Source organism: Caulobacter sp. GW821-FHT10A10, assembly GCF_059415745.1.
This window is the reverse complement of sequence record NZ_JBWKNV010000011.1, coordinates 52,389-71,257: the sequence shown is the minus strand read 5'-3', so window position 1 is coordinate 71,257 and position 18,869 is coordinate 52,389. Positions and strand designations below refer to the sequence as shown.

General features: G+C 69.3%; 20 protein-coding genes. 14 read left to right on the top strand and 6 right to left on the bottom strand.

Translation table 11 applies throughout. The annotated features are described in order from the left end of the window. Positions 1-7: 7 nt before the first annotated feature. The 3 genes from AC07NS_RS24430 (at position 8) to AC07NS_RS24420 (ending at position 3,193) form a co-directional block, all read left to right on the top strand. Positions 8-940, top strand: coding sequence for an EF-hand domain-containing protein (locus AC07NS_RS24430; protein ID WP_494607520.1), 933 nt, complete (start codon positions 8-10; stop codon positions 938-940). A gap of 289 nt (positions 941-1,229) precedes the next feature. Continuing rightward, positions 1,230-2,513, top strand: coding sequence for a NupC/NupG family nucleoside CNT transporter (locus AC07NS_RS24425; RefSeq protein ID WP_494607519.1), 1,284 nt, complete (start codon positions 1,230-1,232; stop codon positions 2,511-2,513). Between the two features lie 62 nt (positions 2,514-2,575). Next, positions 2,576-3,193: a glutathione S-transferase family protein gene (locus AC07NS_RS24420; RefSeq protein WP_494607517.1), complete on the top strand. Its 618-nt coding sequence runs from the start codon at positions 2,576-2,578 to the stop codon at positions 3,191-3,193. Positions 3,194-3,218: 25 nt separating this feature from the next. On the opposite strand, the gene AC07NS_RS24415 is transcribed toward AC07NS_RS24420, so the two are convergent. Beyond that, complete coding sequence (locus AC07NS_RS24415; protein WP_494607515.1) at positions 3,219-3,467, bottom strand: MafI family immunity protein; 249 nt, start codon at positions 3,465-3,467, stop codon at positions 3,219-3,221. A gap of 112 nt (positions 3,468-3,579) precedes the next feature. Between AC07NS_RS24415 and AC07NS_RS24410 the strand changes: the two genes are divergently transcribed. The 6 genes from AC07NS_RS24410 (at position 3,580) to dxs (ending at position 8,664) form a co-directional block, all read left to right on the top strand. Further along, on the top strand, positions 3,580-4,500 hold the full coding sequence (locus tag AC07NS_RS24410) for a histone deacetylase family protein (RefSeq protein WP_494607514.1): 921 nt from the start codon (positions 3,580-3,582) through the stop codon (positions 4,498-4,500). 43 nt (positions 4,501-4,543) lie between these two features. Further along, the gene (locus tag AC07NS_RS24405) at positions 4,544-5,164 is read left to right on the top strand and encodes a phosphoglycerate mutase family protein (RefSeq protein WP_494607512.1); all 621 of its coding nucleotides are present in this window, start codon (positions 4,544-4,546) and stop codon (positions 5,162-5,164) included. Between the two features lie 65 nt (positions 5,165-5,229). Then, on the top strand, positions 5,230-5,484 hold the full coding sequence (locus tag AC07NS_RS24400; RefSeq protein ID WP_109099095.1) for an exodeoxyribonuclease VII small subunit: 255 nt from the start codon (positions 5,230-5,232) through the stop codon (positions 5,482-5,484). After that, positions 5,484-5,846, top strand: a complete 363-nt coding sequence (locus AC07NS_RS24395; protein ID WP_110120630.1) for a tRNA-binding protein — start codon at positions 5,484-5,486, stop codon at positions 5,844-5,846. Before AC07NS_RS24400 ends, AC07NS_RS24395 begins: the two co-directional genes overlap by 1 nt. Beyond that, positions 5,843-6,727 (top strand): polyprenyl synthetase family protein, encoded by an 885-nt coding sequence (locus tag AC07NS_RS24390; RefSeq protein WP_494607510.1) that lies wholly within the window; start codon positions 5,843-5,845, stop codon positions 6,725-6,727. Before AC07NS_RS24395 ends, AC07NS_RS24390 begins: the two co-directional genes overlap by 4 nt. Positions 6,728-6,744: 17 nt before the next feature. Continuing rightward, positions 6,745-8,664 (top strand): 1-deoxy-D-xylulose-5-phosphate synthase, encoded by a 1,920-nt coding sequence (gene dxs / locus AC07NS_RS24385; RefSeq protein WP_494607509.1) that lies wholly within the window; start codon positions 6,745-6,747, stop codon positions 8,662-8,664. A 173-nt stretch (positions 8,665-8,837) separates the two neighbouring features. On the opposite strand, the gene AC07NS_RS24380 is transcribed toward dxs, so the two are convergent. The 5 genes from AC07NS_RS24380 to flgF form a co-directional block, all read right to left on the bottom strand. Then, a complete protein-coding gene (locus AC07NS_RS24380; RefSeq protein WP_494607507.1) occupies positions 8,838-9,311 on the bottom strand; it encodes a hypothetical protein in 474 nt (157 codons plus the stop codon). A gap of 148 nt (positions 9,312-9,459) precedes the next feature. Continuing rightward, complete coding sequence (gene flgH / locus AC07NS_RS24375) at positions 9,460-10,188, bottom strand: flagellar basal body L-ring protein FlgH (RefSeq protein ID WP_494607610.1); 729 nt, start codon at positions 10,186-10,188, stop codon at positions 9,460-9,462. An 18-nt stretch (positions 10,189-10,206) separates the two neighbouring features. After that, complete coding sequence (gene flgA, locus AC07NS_RS24370; protein ID WP_494607505.1) at positions 10,207-10,965, bottom strand: flagellar basal body P-ring formation chaperone FlgA; 759 nt, start codon at positions 10,963-10,965, stop codon at positions 10,207-10,209. Between the two features lie 4 nt (positions 10,966-10,969). After that, positions 10,970-11,758 (bottom strand): flagellar basal-body rod protein FlgG, encoded by a 789-nt coding sequence (gene flgG, locus AC07NS_RS24365; protein ID WP_110120637.1) that lies wholly within the window; start codon positions 11,756-11,758, stop codon positions 10,970-10,972. Positions 11,759-11,772: 14 nt separating this feature from the next. Further along, positions 11,773-12,510, bottom strand: coding sequence for a flagellar basal-body rod protein FlgF (gene flgF / locus AC07NS_RS24360; protein WP_494607503.1), 738 nt, complete (start codon positions 12,508-12,510; stop codon positions 11,773-11,775). Between the two features lie 222 nt (positions 12,511-12,732). On the opposite strand from flgF, the gene fliL reads away from it, so the two are divergent. From fliL to AC07NS_RS24335, 5 genes are read left to right on the top strand one after another with little or no spacing between them, the layout of a single operon-like run. Continuing rightward, entirely contained in the window at positions 12,733-13,365 is a 633-nt protein-coding gene (gene fliL, locus AC07NS_RS24355; protein ID WP_110120639.1) for a flagellar basal body-associated protein FliL, read from the top strand. Between the two features lie 27 nt (positions 13,366-13,392). Beyond that, on the top strand, positions 13,393-14,544 hold the full coding sequence (gene fliM, locus AC07NS_RS24350; RefSeq protein WP_110120640.1) for a flagellar motor switch protein FliM: 1,152 nt from the start codon (positions 13,393-13,395) through the stop codon (positions 14,542-14,544). Further along, positions 14,541-15,176 (top strand): DUF6468 domain-containing protein, encoded by a 636-nt coding sequence (locus tag AC07NS_RS24345; protein ID WP_494607501.1) that lies wholly within the window; start codon positions 14,541-14,543, stop codon positions 15,174-15,176. Before fliM ends, AC07NS_RS24345 begins: the two co-directional genes overlap by 4 nt. Further along, a complete protein-coding gene (locus tag AC07NS_RS24340; RefSeq protein ID WP_494607499.1) occupies positions 15,173-15,970 on the top strand; it encodes a MotE family protein in 798 nt (265 codons plus the stop codon). The genes AC07NS_RS24345 and AC07NS_RS24340 overlap by 4 nt, the downstream gene beginning before the upstream one ends. Before the next feature lie 20 nt (positions 15,971-15,990). Then, a complete protein-coding gene (locus AC07NS_RS24335) occupies positions 15,991-18,855 on the top strand; it encodes an endoglucanase (protein ID WP_494607497.1) in 2,865 nt (954 codons plus the stop codon). Positions 18,856-18,869: the final 14 nt, after the last annotated feature.

Sequence of the window (18,869 nt, the reverse complement as noted above, 5' to 3'; positions counted from 1 at the left end):
AATCGCCTTGAGCGTTTCCAGCCTGAGCAGTTCTTCGATCATGCAGCAGCTGCTGCAGTCGATGCGCAGCTCCTCAACGACGTCCGCGGCCAGCGCCACGTCGTCGTCCAGTGGCTCGTCCACTGGGCAAGAAATGCAGGTCGGCAGCGGTTCACCCCCGCCGCCGCCTCCGCCCGCCATGAGCTCGCAAGGCTCCAGCGGCGAAAGTTTCAGCTCCGAAACCCTCGGCTCGCTGCTTTCCATGCAGGAAGGCGGCATGAGCCAGATGGGGGGCATGGGTGGCGGGCAGGGGATCTTCGAATCCCTCGACACCGACGCCGATGGAACCCTGTCGAGCGACGAGCTGACCACGGCCCTGAGCAGCGCCCTGGGCGAGTCGGACGACGTGTCGTCGGCCGTCGAGAGCCTGATCTCGGACGGCGACAGCGACGGCGACGGCACGCTGTCGGGCGACGAGTTCGCGGCCCTGGCCCAGGCTTCGGGCGGCGCTGGCCCGATGGGTGGTCCGCCGCCCGGACCTCCGCCGAGCGAGAGCGCGGGCGGCGGTGAAGGTGGTGGTGGTGGCGGCGCCGGCGGCGCGGCCGCGGCCAGCCAGGTGTTCGACGCCCTCGACACCAACCAGGACGGCACCGTCTCGGCCGCTGAGCTGGCCGCCGCCGACACCGACAGCAGCGATGCGGCCTCGGCCGCCTCCAGCCTGATCTCGGCGGCCGACAGCGACGGCGACGGCAGCCTGTCGAGCACGGAATTCTCCAGCCTGCTGGATCCGAGCTCCGACAGCGCCTCCAGCGTGATGGACACCCTGTCCAGCTCGAACCTGGCGTCGGAGATGATGCAGAAGCTGCTCCAGCAGCTGGCCGATGCGATGACCACCAGCACCGCCAGCGACGACAGCTCCAGCAGCTCGACCTCGACCCAGTCGGTGAACATCGCCGCCTAGGACGTCTCGCTCAGCCCTCCCCCTTGATGGGGGAGGGTTGGGCGGGGGTGGTCCCGCGTTGACCGGCTTGTCCCGGCCGGCGCCGCTTCTCCCCCATCCCCGGCCCTTCCCCCATCCAGGGGGAAGGGAGGGTGACTGCAATCCGGCGGTGATTGTTCGCCCGGGAGGCGCCGGCGCCCGTGACGCCAAAGGTTAAGCAAGCCGCTTGCGCCCGACGCGCTTGTGTTGGACAAACTGGCCCCTTGGTCGGCGTCGCGGGGGCGTCGCTTCATAATTCAAGGTTCTGCCGTTGCTTTTCCGTCCTGAGAACGTCCAGGCCCTCGCCGGCCTGGCGCTCACCCTGGGCCTTTGCTGGCTCGTCTCCGAAAACCGCAAGCGCTTCCCGTGGGTGCTGGCCGTCGGCGCCCTGATCATCCAGGTCGGCCTGGTGGTGCTCCTGTTCGGCCTGCCTCAGGCCCAGCAGATGCTGCGCGGCGTCAACGGCGCGGTCGAGGGCCTCGGCGCCTCCACCCAGGCCGGCACGGCCTTCGTGTTCGGCTTCCTGGCCGGCGGCGACCAGCCCTATCCGGTGAGCAATCCCGGCGCGGGCTTCATCTTCGCCTTCCGCGTGATGCCGGTGATCCTGGTGGTCTGCGCCCTGTCGGCGCTGCTGTGGCACTGGAAGATCCTGAAGTGGGCCGCTCAAGGCTTCGGCTTCGTGTTCCAGAAGACCCTGGGCCTGCGCGGCCCGCCGGCCCTGGCCACCGCCGCCACCATCTTCATGGGCCAGATCGAAGGCCCGATCTTCATCCGCGCCTATCTCGACAAGCTGAGCCGCTCGGAACTCTTCATGCTGATCACGGTCGGCATGGCCTGCGTCAGCGGCTCGACCATGGTGGCTTACGCCACCATCCTGGCCGACGTGCTGCCCAATGCCGCGGCCCACGTGCTGACCGCCTCGATCATCTCGGCCCCGGCCGGCGTGCTGCTGGCCCGCATCGTGGTGCCGTCGGACCCGCTGGAAAAGGGCGGCGACCTGGATCTGGCCGCCGAGGACAAGACCTACGGCAGCTCGATCGACGCCGTCATGAAGGGCACCACCGACGGCCTGCAGATCGCGCTGAACGTCGGCGCGACCCTGATCGTGTTCGTGGCCCTGGCCACCATGCTCGACAAGTTCCTGGCCATGCTGCCGGCCATCGGCGGCCAGCCGCTGAGCCTGACGCGCGGCCTGGGCGTGGTGTTCTCGCCCCTGGCCTGGTCGATGGGCATTCCCTGGAAGGAAGCCGGCGCCGCCGGCGGCCTGCTGGGCACCAAGCTGATCCTCACCGAGTTCACCGCCTTCATCCAGATGGCCAAGACCGGCGCGGCCACGCTCGACGAGCGCTCGCGGATGATCATGACCTATGCCCTGTGCGGCTTCGCCAACATCGGCTCGGTCGGCATGAACGTCGCCGGCTTCTCGGTGCTGGTGCCCCAGCGCCGCCAGGAAGTGCTGAGCCTGGTGTGGAAGGCCATGCTGGCCGGCTTCCTGGCCACCTGCCTGACCGGCTCGCTGATCGGCCTGATGCCGCGGGCGCTGTTCGGGCTGTAAGGCTCTTTCCTTCCGCTGCGAAAACGAACGATCCTCCCGGCCAAAACCGGGAGGATTTTTCGTTGAAGCTCTACGACAGCAAGCGTGCGCCCAATCCCCGGCGGGTGCGGTGGTTCATGGCCGAGAAGGGGATCGAGGACGTCGAGATCGTCGAGGTCGACATCTTCTCCGGCCAGCACCGCACGCCCGACTACATGGCCAGGGCCGGCCTGCCCAACGTGCCCGCGCTGGAGATGGACGACGGGACCACGATCACCGAGTCGGTGGCCATCTGCCGCTATCTGGAAAGCGTCTATCCCGAGCCCAACCTGTTCGGCCGTGATCCGCGCGAGACGGCGATCATCGAGATGTGGGCGAGGCGGGCCGAGATGCTGGTGGCCACGCCGCTGATGCTGACCGTGCGCCACAGCCATCCGGCCTTGGCGGCGATCGAGACCCAGGTCCCCGAAGTGGCCGCCAACAACCGCGCCGCGGCCGAGAAGGGGATCAAGGTGCTGGACCGCCGCCTGGCCGAAAGCCCGTTCATCGCCGGCGACCGGGTGACCATCGCCGACATCCTGGCCGTGACGGGTATCGACTTCGCGCGGATGGCGCGGTTCCGGCCCGATCCGGAGTTGGTGCATGTGAAGCGCTGGTTGGACGAGATGAACGCGCGGCCGGCGGCGAAGGCGGGGGTGTAGGGGGCCCGTTGTCTGGTGGAGCAGGTCAGTCCTGAGGCTGCATCAGCCGACGGGCCTGCTCCACCAGACTGGTCGTGCGTTCCTGCGGCGGCGTTTCCAGTTCGGCAAGGGCGTCGGTGAGCTGTTCGTACGCCAGGCCGAACTCGTTGTGATCGATGAATTCTCGGATGACTTGGGCCTGGTCGGGCGCGATCCTCGCGTGCTCCAGCGCCAGGGCCTCGTCGAGCAGGTGCTCGAGCTCGTTCCAGAGAGTCCGCAGGTCCGATTTTTCCATGGATCCGAGGATAGGCCCGAGGATGTCGGGCGTAAAAGCCGGAATGACCGAAGGGGCGCGTGCGCCATGGCCCCGCTTGGCTCCCGCGCCTCATCCGGCATAACCTCGTTCCATGGCCGTCTCGCTGTTCACCCATGCCGACATGCTCGACCACCGGCCGGGGGCTGGCCATGTGGAGAGCCCGACGCGGCTCAAGGCGGTGATCGACGCGCTGGAGGATGACGCCAACCTCGACCTGGAGCCGCACGAGGCGCCGCTGGTCGATCCGGCCGACCTGCTGCGCATCCATCCGGCCGCCTTCGTCGATTCGATCTTCGCCGCCGCGCCGCATGCGGGGATCCATGCCCTCGATCCCGACACCGTGATGTCGACCGGCAGTCTGCTGGCCGCGCGGCGGGCCGCCGGAGCCGTGGCGGCGGCCGTGCGCCATGTGGCCAGCGGGCAGGGGAGCCGGGCCTTCTGCGCGGTGCGGCCGCCGGGGCATCATGCCGAACCGGGGACGGCCATGGGCTTCTGCGTGTTCTCCAACGTGGCGGTAGCGGCCAAGGTCGCCCAGGCCAGCGGCCTTTCGCGGGTGGCGATCGTCGATTTCGACGTCCACCACGGCAACGGCAGCCAGGCGGCGTTCGAGAACGACCCGACGGTGATGGTGGCCTCTATCCACCAGTCGCCGCTCTATCCCGGCACCGGCGATCCGTCGGAGACCGGCGTGGGCAACATCGTCAACGCCACGGTGGCGCCCGGCGCGGCGCGCGAATCCTGGCGCAAGGCGTTCGACGGGCTGATGGCGCGGGTCGACGCCTTCAGCCCCGACCTCGTCCTGGTCTCGGCCGGTTTCGACGCCCACGCGCGCGATCCCCTGGCGCAGCAAAGCCTCGAGGCCGAGGACTTCGCCTGGGCGACGCAGGCCATCGTCGCCGTCGCGAACCGTCGATCCAGAGGGCGTATTGTCTCCTCGCTCGAGGGCGGGTACGACCTCGAAGCGCTCGGCCGTTCGGCCCAGGCGCATGTTAGAGCGCTTCAGGAAGGATAGGGACCCGGCGCCGCGCCCCGCGCGAGCCGGACCGTCGAGGAAAATGGCCGACGCACCGACCGCCGACCAGACCGCCTCGCCCGTGGTCCGCCCACCCGGGGCGATCGTCCTGGCGCGCCACGGCGAACCCGCCCTGTCGCGCAAGATCCATTTCAGCGCCCAGGCCTATGGCGACTGGTGGGCGCTGTACGAGGAGGGCGGCCTGCTGGCCGGCCAGACCCCGCCGGACTGCCTGCTCGAGATCGCCCGCAAGGCCGACGTCATCATCTCCTCGACGCGCCGCCGCTCGATCGAGACGATGCAGGCCATCGCCGGCGGCCGCGAGTTCCCGCGCGACCCGATGTTCATCGAGGCCCCGCTGCCGCCGCCGCCCTGGCCCAGCTGGATCAAGCTGTCGCCCAAGAAGTGGGGCTTCTTCTCGCGCTTCTGGTGGTGGTTCTTCGATCACCACATGGGCCAGGAAAGTCGCAAGCAGGCCGAGGTTCGCGCCGACGCGGCCGCCGACGCCCTGATCGCCCTGTCGCAGGACGGCAGGAACGTGCTGCTGGTCGCCCACGGCTTCTTCAACACCATGATCGGCGTGGCGCTGCAGAAGCGCGGCCTGAAGAAGACCCTCGACCAGGGCTTCCAATACTGGTGCGTCAAGCGTTTCGAGCGCTCCTGAAGCCTCACAGCCGTTGCCCGCACGCGCCTGCCCAACTAGGGTGCCTGCTTCTCCCTGGAGTAGAAATGACCGACGCCGCTTCCCCTGCGCATGATCTTTCGGCCCTGAGCTTCGAGCAGGCCCTGGCCGAGTTGGAGAAGATCGTGTCCGAGCTGGAATCGGGGCAGGCGCCGCTGGAGCGGTCGATCGACATCTACGAGCGCGGCGCGGCCCTGAAGGCCCACTGCGAGAAGAAGCTGGAAGCCGCGCGCCTGAAGGTCGAGAAGATCGTGCTCGGCCAGGGCGGCGCCGCGGGCGTCGAGCCGGCCGAGTTCTCCTGATGGGTCAGGCCGCCGCCAAGATCTCGCCGACGATCGCGTTCGAGGATTTCGAGCGCGTGGACATCCGCGTCGGCACGATCACGCAGGCGCAGGCCTTTCCCGAAGCCCGCAAGCCGTCCTACAAGCTGACGATCGACTTCGGGCCCGCGATCGGCGTCAAGCGTTCGTCGGCCCAGGTGACCCGCCACTACGCGATCGACCAGCTGGTCGGGCGCCGCGTGGCGGCGGTGGTGAACTTCAAGCCGCGCCAGATCGGCCCGTTCATGTCGGAGGTCCTTTGCCTGGGCTTTCCCGACGACGAGGGCGAAGTCGTCCTCGTGACGGTGGATCGCGCGGCGCCGAACGGGGGAAAGCTGTTTTGAGCGACCTTGGCAAGCGCATCGCCCAGGCGGCCGACATCGTCACCGTGGCGCTCGACGAGCTGCTGCCGCGCGCCGACGGGCCCGAAAGCCGCCTGACCGAGGCCATGCGCTATGCGGCGCTGGGCCCCGGCAAGCGCCTGCGGCCGTTCTTCGCGCTGGAAACCGGCAAGATGTTCGACCTGCCCGAGCGGCCGGTGCTGCGGGCTGCCTGCGCGCTGGAATGCATCCACGCCTACAGCCTGGTGCACGACGACCTGCCGGCCATGGACGACGACGACATGCGCCGCGGCCGTCCGACCGTGCACGTACAATATGACGAAGCGACCGCGATCCTGGCCGGCGACGCCCTGCAGACCGCCGCCTTCGAGATCATGGCCCACCCCGACACCCACGACGACGGCCATGTGCGGTCGGAACTGGTGCGCAAGCTGGCCATCGCCTCGGGCGCGCGCGGCATGTGCGGCGGCCAGATGATCGACCTGCTGGGCGTTCGCGACGATCTGGGCGCGGTGGCGCGCATGCAGCGCCTGAAGACCGGCGCCCTGATCGCCTTCGCCTTCGAGATCCCGCTGATCATCGGCCGGGCCAAGGAAGCCGAGCGCGCCGCCCTGATGGGTTTCGCTCAGGACCTGGGCCTGGCCTACCAGATCGTCGACGACATTCTCGACGCCGAGGGCGACGAAGCCACCCTGGGCAAGGCCGCCGGCGGCAAGGACGCCGTCAAGGGCAAGGCCAACTACGTGACCCTTCTGGGCCTCGAAGCCGCCAAGGAACGCGTGGAGCTTCTGGCCGCGCAGACCAAGGCCCACCTCGATATCTTTGGCGACAGGGCCGATCATCTGCGCGACAGCGTTGATTTCGTGCTGGACCGCCGCAACTGACCGCGCTTTCTACGAACATGCCGACGCAAACGCCTCTTCTCGACTCGATCGCCTCGCCCGCCGACACGCGGGGTCTGTCGGTCGCCGAACTCAAGCAGCTGGCGCAGGAGGTCCGTGCCGAGACGATCGACGCCGTCTCCGTGACCGGTGGCCACCTGGGCGCGGGCCTGGGCGTGGTCGAGCTGACCGTGGCCCTGCACCACGTCTATGAGACGCCCAAGGACATTCTGATCTGGGACGTCGGCCACCAGGCCTATCCGCACAAGATCCTCACCGGCCGCCGCGACCGCATCAAGACGCTGCGCCAGGGCGGGGGCCTGTCGGGCTTCACCAAGCGGGCCGAAAGCCAGTACGACCCGTTCGGCGCGGCCCACGCGGCCACCTCGATCTCGGCGGCGCTGGGCTTCTGCGCCGCGCGTGACGCGAAAGGCGAGGACAACGCCGTCGTGGCCGTGATCGGCGACGGCTCGCTGGGCGCGGGCATGGCCTATGAGGCGATGAACGCCGCCACCGACGCCACGCGCCAGCTGACGGTCATCCTCAACGACAACGACATGTCGATCGCCCCGCCGGTGGGCGGGATGAGCGCCTATCTGGCCAACCTCGTCTCGGGCGGCGCCTATCGCAAGGCGCGCAAGCTGGGCAAGACGGTGGTGGAAAAGCTGCCGACCCCGATCCGCGACGCGGCCCGCAAGGCCGAGGAATACGCCCGCGGCATGGTCACCGGCGGCACCTTCTTCGAGGAGCTGGGCTTCCACTATGTCGGCCCGATCGACGGCCACGACATGGACGCCCTGGTCTCGGTGCTGAAGAACGCCCGGGAATTCAAGGAAAAGCCGGTCCTCGTCCACGTCGTCACCCAGAAGGGCAAGGGCTACGCCCCGGCCGAGGGCGCCGCCGACAAGCTGCACGCCGTGGCCAAGTTCGACGTCGTCACCGGCCAGCAGCAGAAGGCGGCCGCCGGCCCGCCCAGCTACACCAAGGTGTTCGCCCAGGAACTGGTCAAGCAGGCGGCCAAGGACGACAAGATCGTCGCCATCACCGCCGCCATGCCCTCGGGCACGGGCCTCGACATCTTCGAAAAGGCCTATCCGACCCGCACCTTCGACGTCGGCATCGCCGAGCAGCACGCGGTGACCTTCGCCGCGGGCCTGGCCGCCGACGGCATGAAGCCGTTCGCGGCGATCTATTCGACCTTCCTGCAGCGCGGTTACGACCAGGTCGTGCACGACGTGGCGATCCAGCGCCTGCCGGTGCGCTTCGCCATGGACCGCGCGGGCCTGGTGGGCGCCGACGGCCCCACGCACGCCGGTTCGTTCGACATCGGCTTTATGGGGGCTCTGCCCGGCATGGTGCTGATGGCCGCCGCCGACGAGCTGGAGCTGGCCCGCATGGTCGCCACCGCCGTCGAGATCGACGACCGCCCCAGCGCCTTCCGCTATCCGCGCGGCGAGGGCGTGGGCCTGGAACTGCCGGCCGGCCCGGCCGACCCGCTGGAGATCGGCAAGGGCCGCATCGTCCGCGAGGGGACCAGCGTCGCCATCGTCTCGTTCGGCACGCGCCTGTCGGAAAGCCTGAAGGCCGCCGACCTGCTGGCCGCGCGCGGTCTTTCGGCCACGGTCTGCGACGCCCGCTTCGCCAAGCCGCTGGACCTTGACCTGCTGCTGCGCCTGGCGCGCGAGCACGAGGCCATCGTCACGGTGGAGGAGGGGGCCATGGGCGGCTTCGGCGCCTTCGTGCTGCAGGCCCTGGCCCAGCACGGCGCGCTGGATCGCGGCCTGAAGATCCGCACGCTGGGTCTGCCCGACGTGTTCCAGGACCAGGACAAGCCGGACGTCATGTACGCCGAGGCCGGTCTGGACGCCGAAGGCATCCTGCGCGGGGCGCTGTCGGCCCTGGGCATGGACAATGTCAGCGCCGCGGGGCGGCGGGCGTAGTTCGAGATCCTTCTCCCCTTGCGGGAGAAGGTGTCGGTCGAAGACCGACGGATGAGGGGTCTCTCAAAAGTCAGACGCCGCGAAAGCTGATCGGCTTTCGCGGCGTTTTTCGTACGTGCGACCCCTCACCCGACCTGCTTCGCAGGCCACCCTCTCCCGCAAAGGGAGAGGGATCAGGCCTCGCAGGCCTCGAAGAACGCCTTCACGCGGCCGCGTTCGTCGCTGTTGGCGGAGATGCTGTGGCGCTTGCCGGCGTTAAGGATTGCAAGATCGCCCGTGCGGCGAAAATTGCCTAGTGCAGGGTCGCGCGGGCTCGTCCGGGCCAGCAGGAAGGGCCCGGTTCCGCCGTCGTCGGCGGTTTTCGCGGCCAGGCGCGACGTCTGGTCGCGGCTGGCGAGCGCTATGGCGCCGCCCGTGATCCCGCCGGCCGAGACCTCGACCGGCCCGCCCGCCGTCGGACAGGCCAGCATCAGCAGCACCTCGTCGCTGGAGGGGCGGCCGTAGGCCAGCTTGGGACCTTCGCCGGGCTCGTTGAGATAGGCCCAGGCATAGGCGGAATTTGCCGCCCGCTCGTGCGCGCAGGCCGCCGCGAGCAGCGCGACGAACGCGACGGCGACGGTGCGGACGGAAAGACGGAAGCTGGGCACGGGCGGATCTCCTTGCTTGGAGAACGCCCCGCCGCGCCCGGCGGTTTCTGCCGATCGACCGGCGTGCCCCAGGAAGACCCTGGGCGCGCCGGCCGGCGGAAGCTTGCACCAGGCTGTCCGGACCTGTCCGGAACAGCCCTCTAGTTCATCAGAACGGCGAGAACTTCTCGACCAGGGCCTGGCCGGCCGGGGTCTTCTGCACGCGGCTGATGTCGCCGCGGCCGCCGTAGTTGATGCGGGCTTCGGCGATCTGGGTGTGCTTGATCGTGTTGGCCGAGGAGATGTCTTCCGGACGCACGATGCCGGCCACCGTCAGCTGGCGCAGCTCGTTGTTGGTCTTCACTTCCTGGGTGCCCTGGATGACCATGTTGCCGTTGGGCATGACCTGCGAGACCACGGCGGCGATGGTCAGGTTGATCTTTTCCGAGCGGCTGACGCTGCCGGCGCCGGCGTTGGAGAAGCCCGAGTTGCTGTTGACGGCGTTCGACGGGTCGAAGCCGCCCGGCAGAACCTTGCCCAGGCTCGACTCCAGGCCGAAGAAGTTGCTGAGGCCCGCGGTGCCCGACGAAGTGCGCGAGGACTTGCTGGTGTTGGAGGTGCTGACGCTGTCGTCGATCTCGATCAGCACGGTGACGATGTCGCCGACGCGGCTGGCGCGCTGGTCGTTGAAGAAGGCGCGTGCGCCGACCCGCCACAGCGAGTTGGCCGAGGCGGCCTGAGGGGCCGGTTCGCGGGCCGAGACATAGCTGGGGGTCATCGGGGCCAGCGAGGCGGGATAGCCGACCGGGGCCAGTTCGGGGCCCTTAACGGCCTCCTTGACGCTGGAGCAGGCGGCGATCGGGGCGAGCAGGGCGAGGGCGACGAAGGCGGGACGCATGGACATCTCTGTGCTCTCTTAGCGGGCGGCGTAACGCACGGAATTGTGGGGAGCCTTCAGGGCTTGCGCCTGAGGGCCGACGACGGCCGAACCGGGGCCGGTGGCCACCGCTTCGATGATCTTCTTGCTGGCGATGTTCTGGATGCTGAGGGTCTCGCCCACGGCCGCACCGCTCACGGCCTTGCCTTGCAAGGTGAGGGCCACGCCGTCGTAGTCGTAGGTGACTGCGACAACATCGCCCTTGGCGATGACCTGGGCGGCCGAAACGTCGCGCAGGGCGGCGGCCGCGCCTTGGCGCAGCGGGCGTTTGGCGCTCATGCCGATCATGGCGTCGGCGTCGCGGGGAGCGTCCATGGGCGCGGCGGCGACCTTGATCCACACCAGGTCCTCGGGCTGCACGACGTCGCCGGCGGCGAGGCTGCGGGCATAGGCAAGAACCTCCACGTTGCTGCGCTGGACGCCGGCGCCGCCGGCCAGCTGGCCGCCGTTCTCGACGCCCTGGCGGACGATGACGCGGCGCAGGCCTTGCGGATTGGCCCAGTCGAGGCCGGCCCGGCGGGCGGTCATCTGCAGCTGGGCGGCGTCGAGCACGACGCTGGGACCGGCGCGGCGGGCGACCACGACGCCGCCGGCCGAGCCGGCGCCCTCGAACAGTTCGCCCAGGGTGACGACGCCGTCGGCGTCGGTGGTGTTGTTGCGCAGGTCGACCGGTTGGCCGGCGAAGGCGGCCGGGGCGGCGATCAGCAGGGCGGCGGCGGCGAGGAGCAGGCTTTTCATGACCTTACGACCTCAGGTTCGAGGTGGCCTGGAGCATCTGGTCGGCCGTGGTGATGACCTTGGAGTTCATCTCGTAGGCGCGCTGGGCGACGATCAGGGAGGTGATTTCGCTGACCGCGTCGACGTTCGAGGCTTCGGTGTAGTTCTGCAGCAGGGTGCCGAAGCCGGTGGAGCCGGGGGCGGCGACGTTGGCCGCGCCCGAGGCGCCGGTCTCCAGGTAGAGGTTGTCGCCGATGGCCTCGAGGCCGCCTTCGTTCATGAAGTTGGCCAGTTCGATCTGGCCCACGGTCTGCGGGTCGGCCTGGCCGTCCAGCGTGACCTGCACCAGGCCGGTCTTGCCGATGGTGATGGCCGTGGCGTTCTCGGGGATCGTGATCCCCGGCTGCACCGTGTAGCCGTCCTCGGTGACGATCTGGCCCTGGTCGTTGGTCGAGAAGTTGCCGGCGCGGGTGTAGGCCGTCTCGCCCGAGGGCATCAGGATCTGCAGGTAGCCCTTGCCCTGGATGGCCACGTCCAGCTGGTTGTTGGTGGCCGTGGGCGTGCCCTGCTCGGTGATGCGGTAGACCGAGCCGGCCTTGACGCCGCCGCCGATCTGAATGCCGGTCGGGACCACGTTGCCGTCGCTCGACGACTGGGCGCCGGCGCGCTCGATCGTCTGGTACAGCAGGTCCTGGAACTCGGCCCGTTGGCGCTTGTAGCCAATGGTGTTCATGTTGGCGATGTTGTTCGAGATGACCTCGACGTTCAGCTGCTGGGCAGCCATGCCGGTCGTGGCGGTGCGGAGCGCTTGCATCTGTCGTTAATCCCTTACTGGACCTTGCCCATACGCTCGACGGCGGAGCGCGAGAGTTCGGCGGTTTGGTCCATCATCTTGGCGATGCTCTCGTAGGCGCGGCTGACCTCGATGAGCTTGGTGATCTGCTGGACGGGCTGGACGTTCGACCCCTCCAGCATCCCTTGGTGAATGATCGCGTCGGTGGCCGACTGCGGGGTCTCGTTTCCGGCGTTGCGATAGAGGTTGTCGCCCTGCTTGCGCAGCGAGGAGAGGTCGGAGAAGCGGGCGACGCCGATCTTGCCGACCCGGGCCGCGCCCTGGCTGACAATGCCGTCGCGGCCGATGGTGACGGCGCCCAGCTGCGGGTCGAGGGTGATCTGGCCGCCGCCGTCGTCGAGCACCGGAGCGCCTTGCTGGGTGGTCAGCACGCCTTCCGGGTTGGTCGTGAAGCGGCCGTCACGGGTGTAGCGCTCGCCCTCGGCGGTCTGGACCTTGAAGAACCCCTGGTTCTCGAGGGCCAGGTCGAGGCTGCCGCCCGTCTGGTTCAGGGCGCCGGGCTTGAAATCGCGCACGACGCCGTCGTCCATCACGAACTTGATCGGCGCGGGGCCGCCAGCGGTGCGCGCGGGCTTGGCCGCCTCGGTGCGGACCATCAGGTCCTCGACCTTGAAGCCGGTGGTGTTGGCGTTGGCGATGTTGTTCGCGACGATGTCCAGCTCACGACGGAGCGTCATCTGCCGCGAAAGGCCCACATACAGCGCGTTGTCCATGACGATTAACTCGCAGTTTGGCGCGACAAATGCGCCGAAACCCTACAAGCAATCCTCGTGCCAACTCGAAAAGCGCAATGAAATCAGTGGAGAGGGTGGTTAACGGCGGCGCTTTGAGGGGATGCGCCGGGCAGATTCAGCCTGCGACCAAATGGCCTTCAAAAGAGATCGTTAACCATGCTCGCGCACAAGTAGGACCCATAGTTTTCAAGGAACTCGCGCGTGGCCAAGAAACCGCCCAAGGAAGCTCCCGCCCCGGAAGGCGAAGAGGGCGCCGTCGAGGGTGAAGCTTCCGCCAAGAAGAAGCCGCCGATCATCCTGATCGCCGGGGCCGCCGGCGCGCTCGTGCTGCTGATCGGCGGCGGGACCACGGCCTTCCTGCTGATGAAGCCGAAGCCGGCCGCCGAGGGCGAAGCCGCGGCCGGCGAGCATGGCGAGAAGAAGGAAAAGAAAAAGGAAGAGAAGAAGGAAGGCGGCCACGGCGAGGGCGGCGAGGGCGCCAAGGCCGACGGCGGCGCCGGCGCGCCGGTCATCAAGGAAGGCCCCGACGGCGTGGTGTTCTACACCCTGCCCGACATCGTGGTGAACATGCAGTCGGCCGACGGCAAGTCGACCTTCCTGAAGCTGAAGCTGACCTTCGAACTGCCCGACCAGGAAACGGCCGACGAGCTGACGCCGAACCTGCCGCGCCTGACCGACATGTTCCAGACCTTCCTGCGCGAGCTGCGTCCCGAGGACCTCGCCGGCAGCCAGGGCAGCTACCAGCTGCGCTCGGAGCTGCTGCGCCGGGTGAACCTGGTGGCCGCCCCTTCGAAAGTGAACGCCGTCCTGATCGAGGAGATGCTGATCAACTAGTCCCCGGACTGGCTGAAGCGAACCATCATGGCAGACGAGATCGACGATCAGGCCGCAATGGCCCAGTGGGCCGCGGAGAACCCTCCGGGGACCTTCGACGCCGCTGGCGGCGGCGAGATGAACAGCTTCGGCGACTTCAGCGGCGGCATGGCCGGCATGGGGGGCTGGGACGACGGCGGCGGCGACGGCATGGGCGCCGAGCGCATCCTGAACCAGGACGAGATCGACAGCCTGCTGGGCTTCGACCTGTCCGGCGACGGCTCCGACGACCGCACCGGCATCCGCGCGATCATCAACTCGGCGCTGGTCAGCTACGAGCGCCTGCCGATGCTGGAAATCGTCTTCGACCGCCTGGTGCGGTTGATGACGACGTCCCTGCGGAACTTCACGTCCGACAACGTCGAGGTCAGCCTCGACAACATCAGCTCGATCCGTTTCGGCGACTATCTGAACTCGATCCCGCTGCCGGCCATCCTGGCGGTGTTCCGGGCCGAGGAACTCGACAACTACGGCCTGCTGACGGTCGACTCCAACCTGATCTACTCGATCGTCGACGTGCTGCTGGGCGGCCGTCGCGGCACCGCGGCCATGCGCATCGAGGGCCGTCCCTACACGACCATCGAACGCGTGCTGGTGCAGCGGATGGTCGAGGTGGTGCTGAACGACGCCAAGGCGGCCTTCGAGCCCCTGCATCCGGTGGCCTTCACCCTGGACCGCCTGGAGACCAACCCGCGCTTCGCCGCCATCGCCCGCCCGGCCAACGCCGCGATCCTGGTGAAGCTGCGCATCGACATGGAAGACCGCGGCGGCCGCATCGAGCTGCTGCTGCCCTACGCCACGCTGGAACCCATCCGGAAGATGCTGCTGCAGCAGTTCATGGGTGAGAAGTTCGGCCGCGACAACATCTGGGAAGGCCACTTGGCCACCGAACTCTGGACCACCCAGATGGAGGTGCGCGCGGTGCTCGACGAGCAGCAGCTGCCGCTTTCCAAGGTGCTGAACCTGCAGGTCGGCGACACGTTGATGCTGAACGCCACGCCCGACAGTCTGGTGGAGTTGCGGGCGGGGTCGATTCCGCTTACCCGCGGCCGGATGGGCCGTCGTAACCATTCCATCGCCATTCGGGCCGACGCCCCGCTGACGCCCGCGGCGAAGAAGGCGGTTCAGAAGCTGAAATGAGCCTGGTCGCGGTCGCCCTGCAGGTCTTTCTGGCGGTGCTCCTGATGGTGGCGCTGGTCTTCGGCTGGCGCCTGGAGCGCAAGCTGAAGGCGCTGCGCGACGCCCAGGACGGTTTCGCCAAGGCCGTGGCCGACCTCGACAACGCCGCCCAGCGCGCCGAGCAAGGCCTGGCCGACCTGCGCGCGGCCACCGACGAAGCCTCCGAATACCTGGCCGACCGCATCGAGAAGGCCAAGACCCTGGCCGCCCAGCTGGACGACCGCATGACCCGCGCGGCCTCGGCGCCGCGCATCGAGACCCGTGAACCCCGCCAAGACCTGGGCCAGCGGCCGGCCCGCGATCCGCGTGATTTCGTCGCGTCGCAGGCCCCCGAGCCGCCGCCCGCGCCGAGCCCCGCCGGCGGCCGCCGCCTGAGCGCGCAGGACTTCGAAGCCATGCTGGAGCGCGAAGCCCGCGCCCGCACCGGCGGCCCTGCGACCTCGCGTCCCGCGACGCCTTCCAATTCCCCGCTTAATTCGTCCTCAAATCCCTCGCGGGAAACGCCCCGTTCACGGGCGCGGGTGGATGATGACCTGTTCGACGGCCCCGACCCCTCGTCGCGGCCCGGATCGCCTTTCAGAGACCGTCGATGAAGAACGTTCCTCGCATCCTGCCGATCGTCGGCGTCGCCGTCGTCGGCGTCCTGGCCGTCAACGCCCTGGCCGGCGCCAAGTCGATGCCCGACCTGCTGGGCGGCGCCAAGGCGTTCGCCGAAGGCGTGGGCAAGGCCGACAAGAAGGAAGGCGAGGAGGCCGCCTCGGCCGAGGGCGCGGGTGCTGACGCCGCCGCCAAGGCTTCGACCGCCGCCCCGCCGCGCATCTGCGCCCCGTCGGCCACGGATCTGGCCAAGGAAGCCGGCCTGTCGCCGGCCGAACTGCGCGTGCTCCAAAGCCTGGGCCAGCGCCGCGGGCAGCTGGACCAGCGCGAGCAGGACATCGACGTGCAGCTGCAGCTGCTGGCCGCCGCCGAGGCCAAGCTCGACGCCAAGATGAAGAACCTCAACGGCATGAAGGGCGAGATCCAGAACCTGCTGGGGCAGGCGGACTCGCAGAAGGCCGCCGAGGTCGACCGCATGGTCAGCGTGTTCTCGGCCATGAAGCCCAAGGACGCCGCCGCGCGCCTGACGGTGCTGGACGACAGCGTGCGCCTGCCGATCGCCGCCAAGATGAAGGAACGCACCCTGGCGATGGTCCTGGCCAACATGGCGCCGGGCGACGCCAAGGTGCTGACCGAGCGCCTGGCCACCCGCTTCTCGGGCGACGCCATCGCCAAGGGCAAGGCCGCCGTGGCCGACAACGCCGCCGCGCCGGCTGGCGCGGCCGGTGGCCAGCAGGCCGCCGCGGCTCCGCCGCTGGCCGGCGCCGGCGCGCCGAAGAAAGCCGGCTAGGGAAAGGCCAAGGGGGGCTTATGAACCTGCGGGGGGCGTTGAGGGCGAGCGTCGCGGCGATCTGCATCGCCGGCGTCGTCGCGCCCGCCGTCCAGGCCGCCGGTCCCGCCGCCGCCCAGGCTGCACAGGGCGACCTCGTCGTCCGCGCCGCCCAGGCTCCCGACTTCTCGCGCCTTGAGTTTCGCTGGAGCGGCCGCGCTCCGGCGATGAAGATGCGCCGCGAGGGCCAGCAGGCGATCCTGCGCTTCGGCCGCGACGCCAATCCCAACATCGCCGCCCTGCGCATCGCGCCGCCGCGCTGGATCCGCACGGTCGAGGTCCGCCACGCCGGCGGGGCGCTGGAACTGGTGCTGACCCTGACCGACGACGCCGACCTGCGGGTCGGCCGCGCCGACGGCGTCGATTTCGTCAACGTCTTCGCCAAGCCGCCGCAAGCGGGCGCGCCGCCGGCGGCCGCGACCCCGGTTCCGCGCGATCCGCGCCGGCCCAATCCCGCCCCCGCCAGCGGCGTGGTGGCGGTGAACTACAACAAGACCGACGGCCAGACCCAGTTCGTCACCACCTGGGCCGCGCCCGCCGCCGCCGCCGTCTTCAAGCGCGGCGAGGCGGTGTGGGTGGTGTTCGACGCCTCGGTGCGCCTGGAGCTGGGCCGCACGCCGCAGACCGGTCCCAGCCACACCAAGATCCAGGTCTTCCGCGGCCCCGACTATTCGGCCCTGCGGATCGTCGCCAAGCCCGGCGTGCCGGTCTATGCCGAAGGGCAGGGGAACGTCTGGACCGTGGCCCTGGGCGCTGGCCTGCAACCCGAACCCGATCCGATCAAGGTCGCCCGCGACGAGACCGCATCACCCGCCAGCCTGTCGGCCAACCTGGCCGGGGCGGGGCGTCCGGTGTGGGTCAATGATCCGGCCGTCGGCGATCGCCTGGCCGTGGTGCCGGCCCTGGCCCCGTCCAAGGGCCTGCCGTCGCGCCGTGAATATGTCGAGATGGCTCTCCTGCCTTCGGCCCAGGGGCTGGCGGTCGAGGCCTTCGCCAGCGACCTGCAGGTGCTGACCGAGGGCGACATCGTTCGCATCGGCCGGCCCAAGGGGCTGGTGCTGTCGCCGGCCTCGGCGTCGAGCGCGGGCGAGGAAGTGATCACCGGCGCGCCGCAGCCGGCGGCCATGCCGGCGGTCGTTGACCTGGAGAACTGGCCCAAGACCGGCTCGGGCGGCTTCATGGCCCGCTACGACGCCTTGCAGGCCGCCATCGCCGCCGTCGATCCGGCCGACCGCCAGGGCGACATCGCCGCCCGTATGGCCCTGGCCCGCTTCCTGGTCGGCTCCAAGCTGTCGTTCGAGGCCATCGGCGTGCTGAACGCCGCCGCCCGCAAGCAGCAGACCCTGCTGGGCGACGCTGAGTTCCGCGGCCTGCGCGGCGCGGCCAAGGCCATGTCCGGACGCTGGGCCGAGGCCGAGGCCGACTTCTCCTCGCCGGTGCTTTCAGACGATCCGTCCAGCGCCCTGTGGCGCGGCTATGTCGCCTACAAGCAGGGCCAGTGGGTGGACGCCCGCAACAAGTTCGCGGCCGGCGCCCAGGCGATGAACCTGTTCCCGAACGTCTGGCAGGCCCGCTTCTTGGGCGCCCAGGCGGAGTCGGCGGTGGCCACCGCCGACGGGATCGGGGCCGAGCGCCTGGTCAACCAGGCTCTGAAGCTGCCCAAGGTGCCGATCGTCGACCAACTGATCCTGCGCCTGACGCTGGCCAAGGCCTTCGAGCTGCAAGGGCGCAAGGACAAGGCGCTGAAGATGTTCCAGGCGATCGGCAAGGCGCCGATCGACCGCATCGCCACGCCGGCCATCCTGCACGCCACCCGCATCAAGCTGGAAAAGAACCAGATCTCGCCGGCCGAGGCCGCCAAGACCCTGGACCAGCTGCGCTTCCGCTGGCGCGGCGACGGCGTCGAGCTGGACGTCGTGCGGGCGCTGGGCAAGCTCTATATCGACCAGGGGCGCTATCGCGAGGCGCTGGAAGTGCTGCGCTCGGCCAACAAGGTGCTGCCCGACCTGCCGCAGGCGGTGGCCCTTCAGAACGACCTCTACGGCGCTTTCCGCACCCTGTTCCTCGACGGCCTGGCCGACGGCATGCAGCCGATCCAGGCCGTGGGCCTGTTCTACGACTACCAGGATCTGACGCCGATCGGGAACGACGGCGACCAGATGGTCCGCAACCTCGTGCGCCGGCTGGTCGACGTCGACCTGCTGGACGAGGCCGCCAAGCTGCTGAAGTACCAGGTCGACAACCGCCTGAACGGCGTGCCCAAGGCCCAGGTGGCGACGGACCTGGCCTGGATCTACCTGATGGACCGCAAGCCCGAGGACGCCCTGGCGGCGATCAACAACACCCGCACCACGATCCTGCCGCCGGCCCTCAACAGCGAGCGGCGCCTGGCCACCGCCCGCGCCCTGATGACCCTGGGCCGCTACGACGACGCCCTGGAGGTGATCGAGGGCGACAAGGGCAAGGACGCCCAGGACATCCGCGGCGACATCGCCTGGAAGCAGCGCAACTGGCCGCTGGCCGGCAAGCTGTACGAAGCCGCCCTGGGCGACCGCTTCAAGAACCCGGCGGGCCTGTCGCCCTCGGACGAGGCCAAGCTGATGCGCGCGGCCGTGGCCTTCAGCCTGTCGGACGACGACGCGTCGCTGGGGCGCCTGCGCACGCGCTACACCAACCTGATCGGCACGGCCCGCAATCCGGAAGGCCTGCGCGTGGCGCTGGCGGGTGTGGACAGCGTGGGTTCCAGCGCCGACTTCGGCCGGGTGACGGCGGAGAACGAGGTGTTCAACGGCTGGGTCGCGAAGATGAAGGACAGGTTCCGCGCGGCGGCGACGCCGAAAACGTAAGGCGAAAGCCGTTC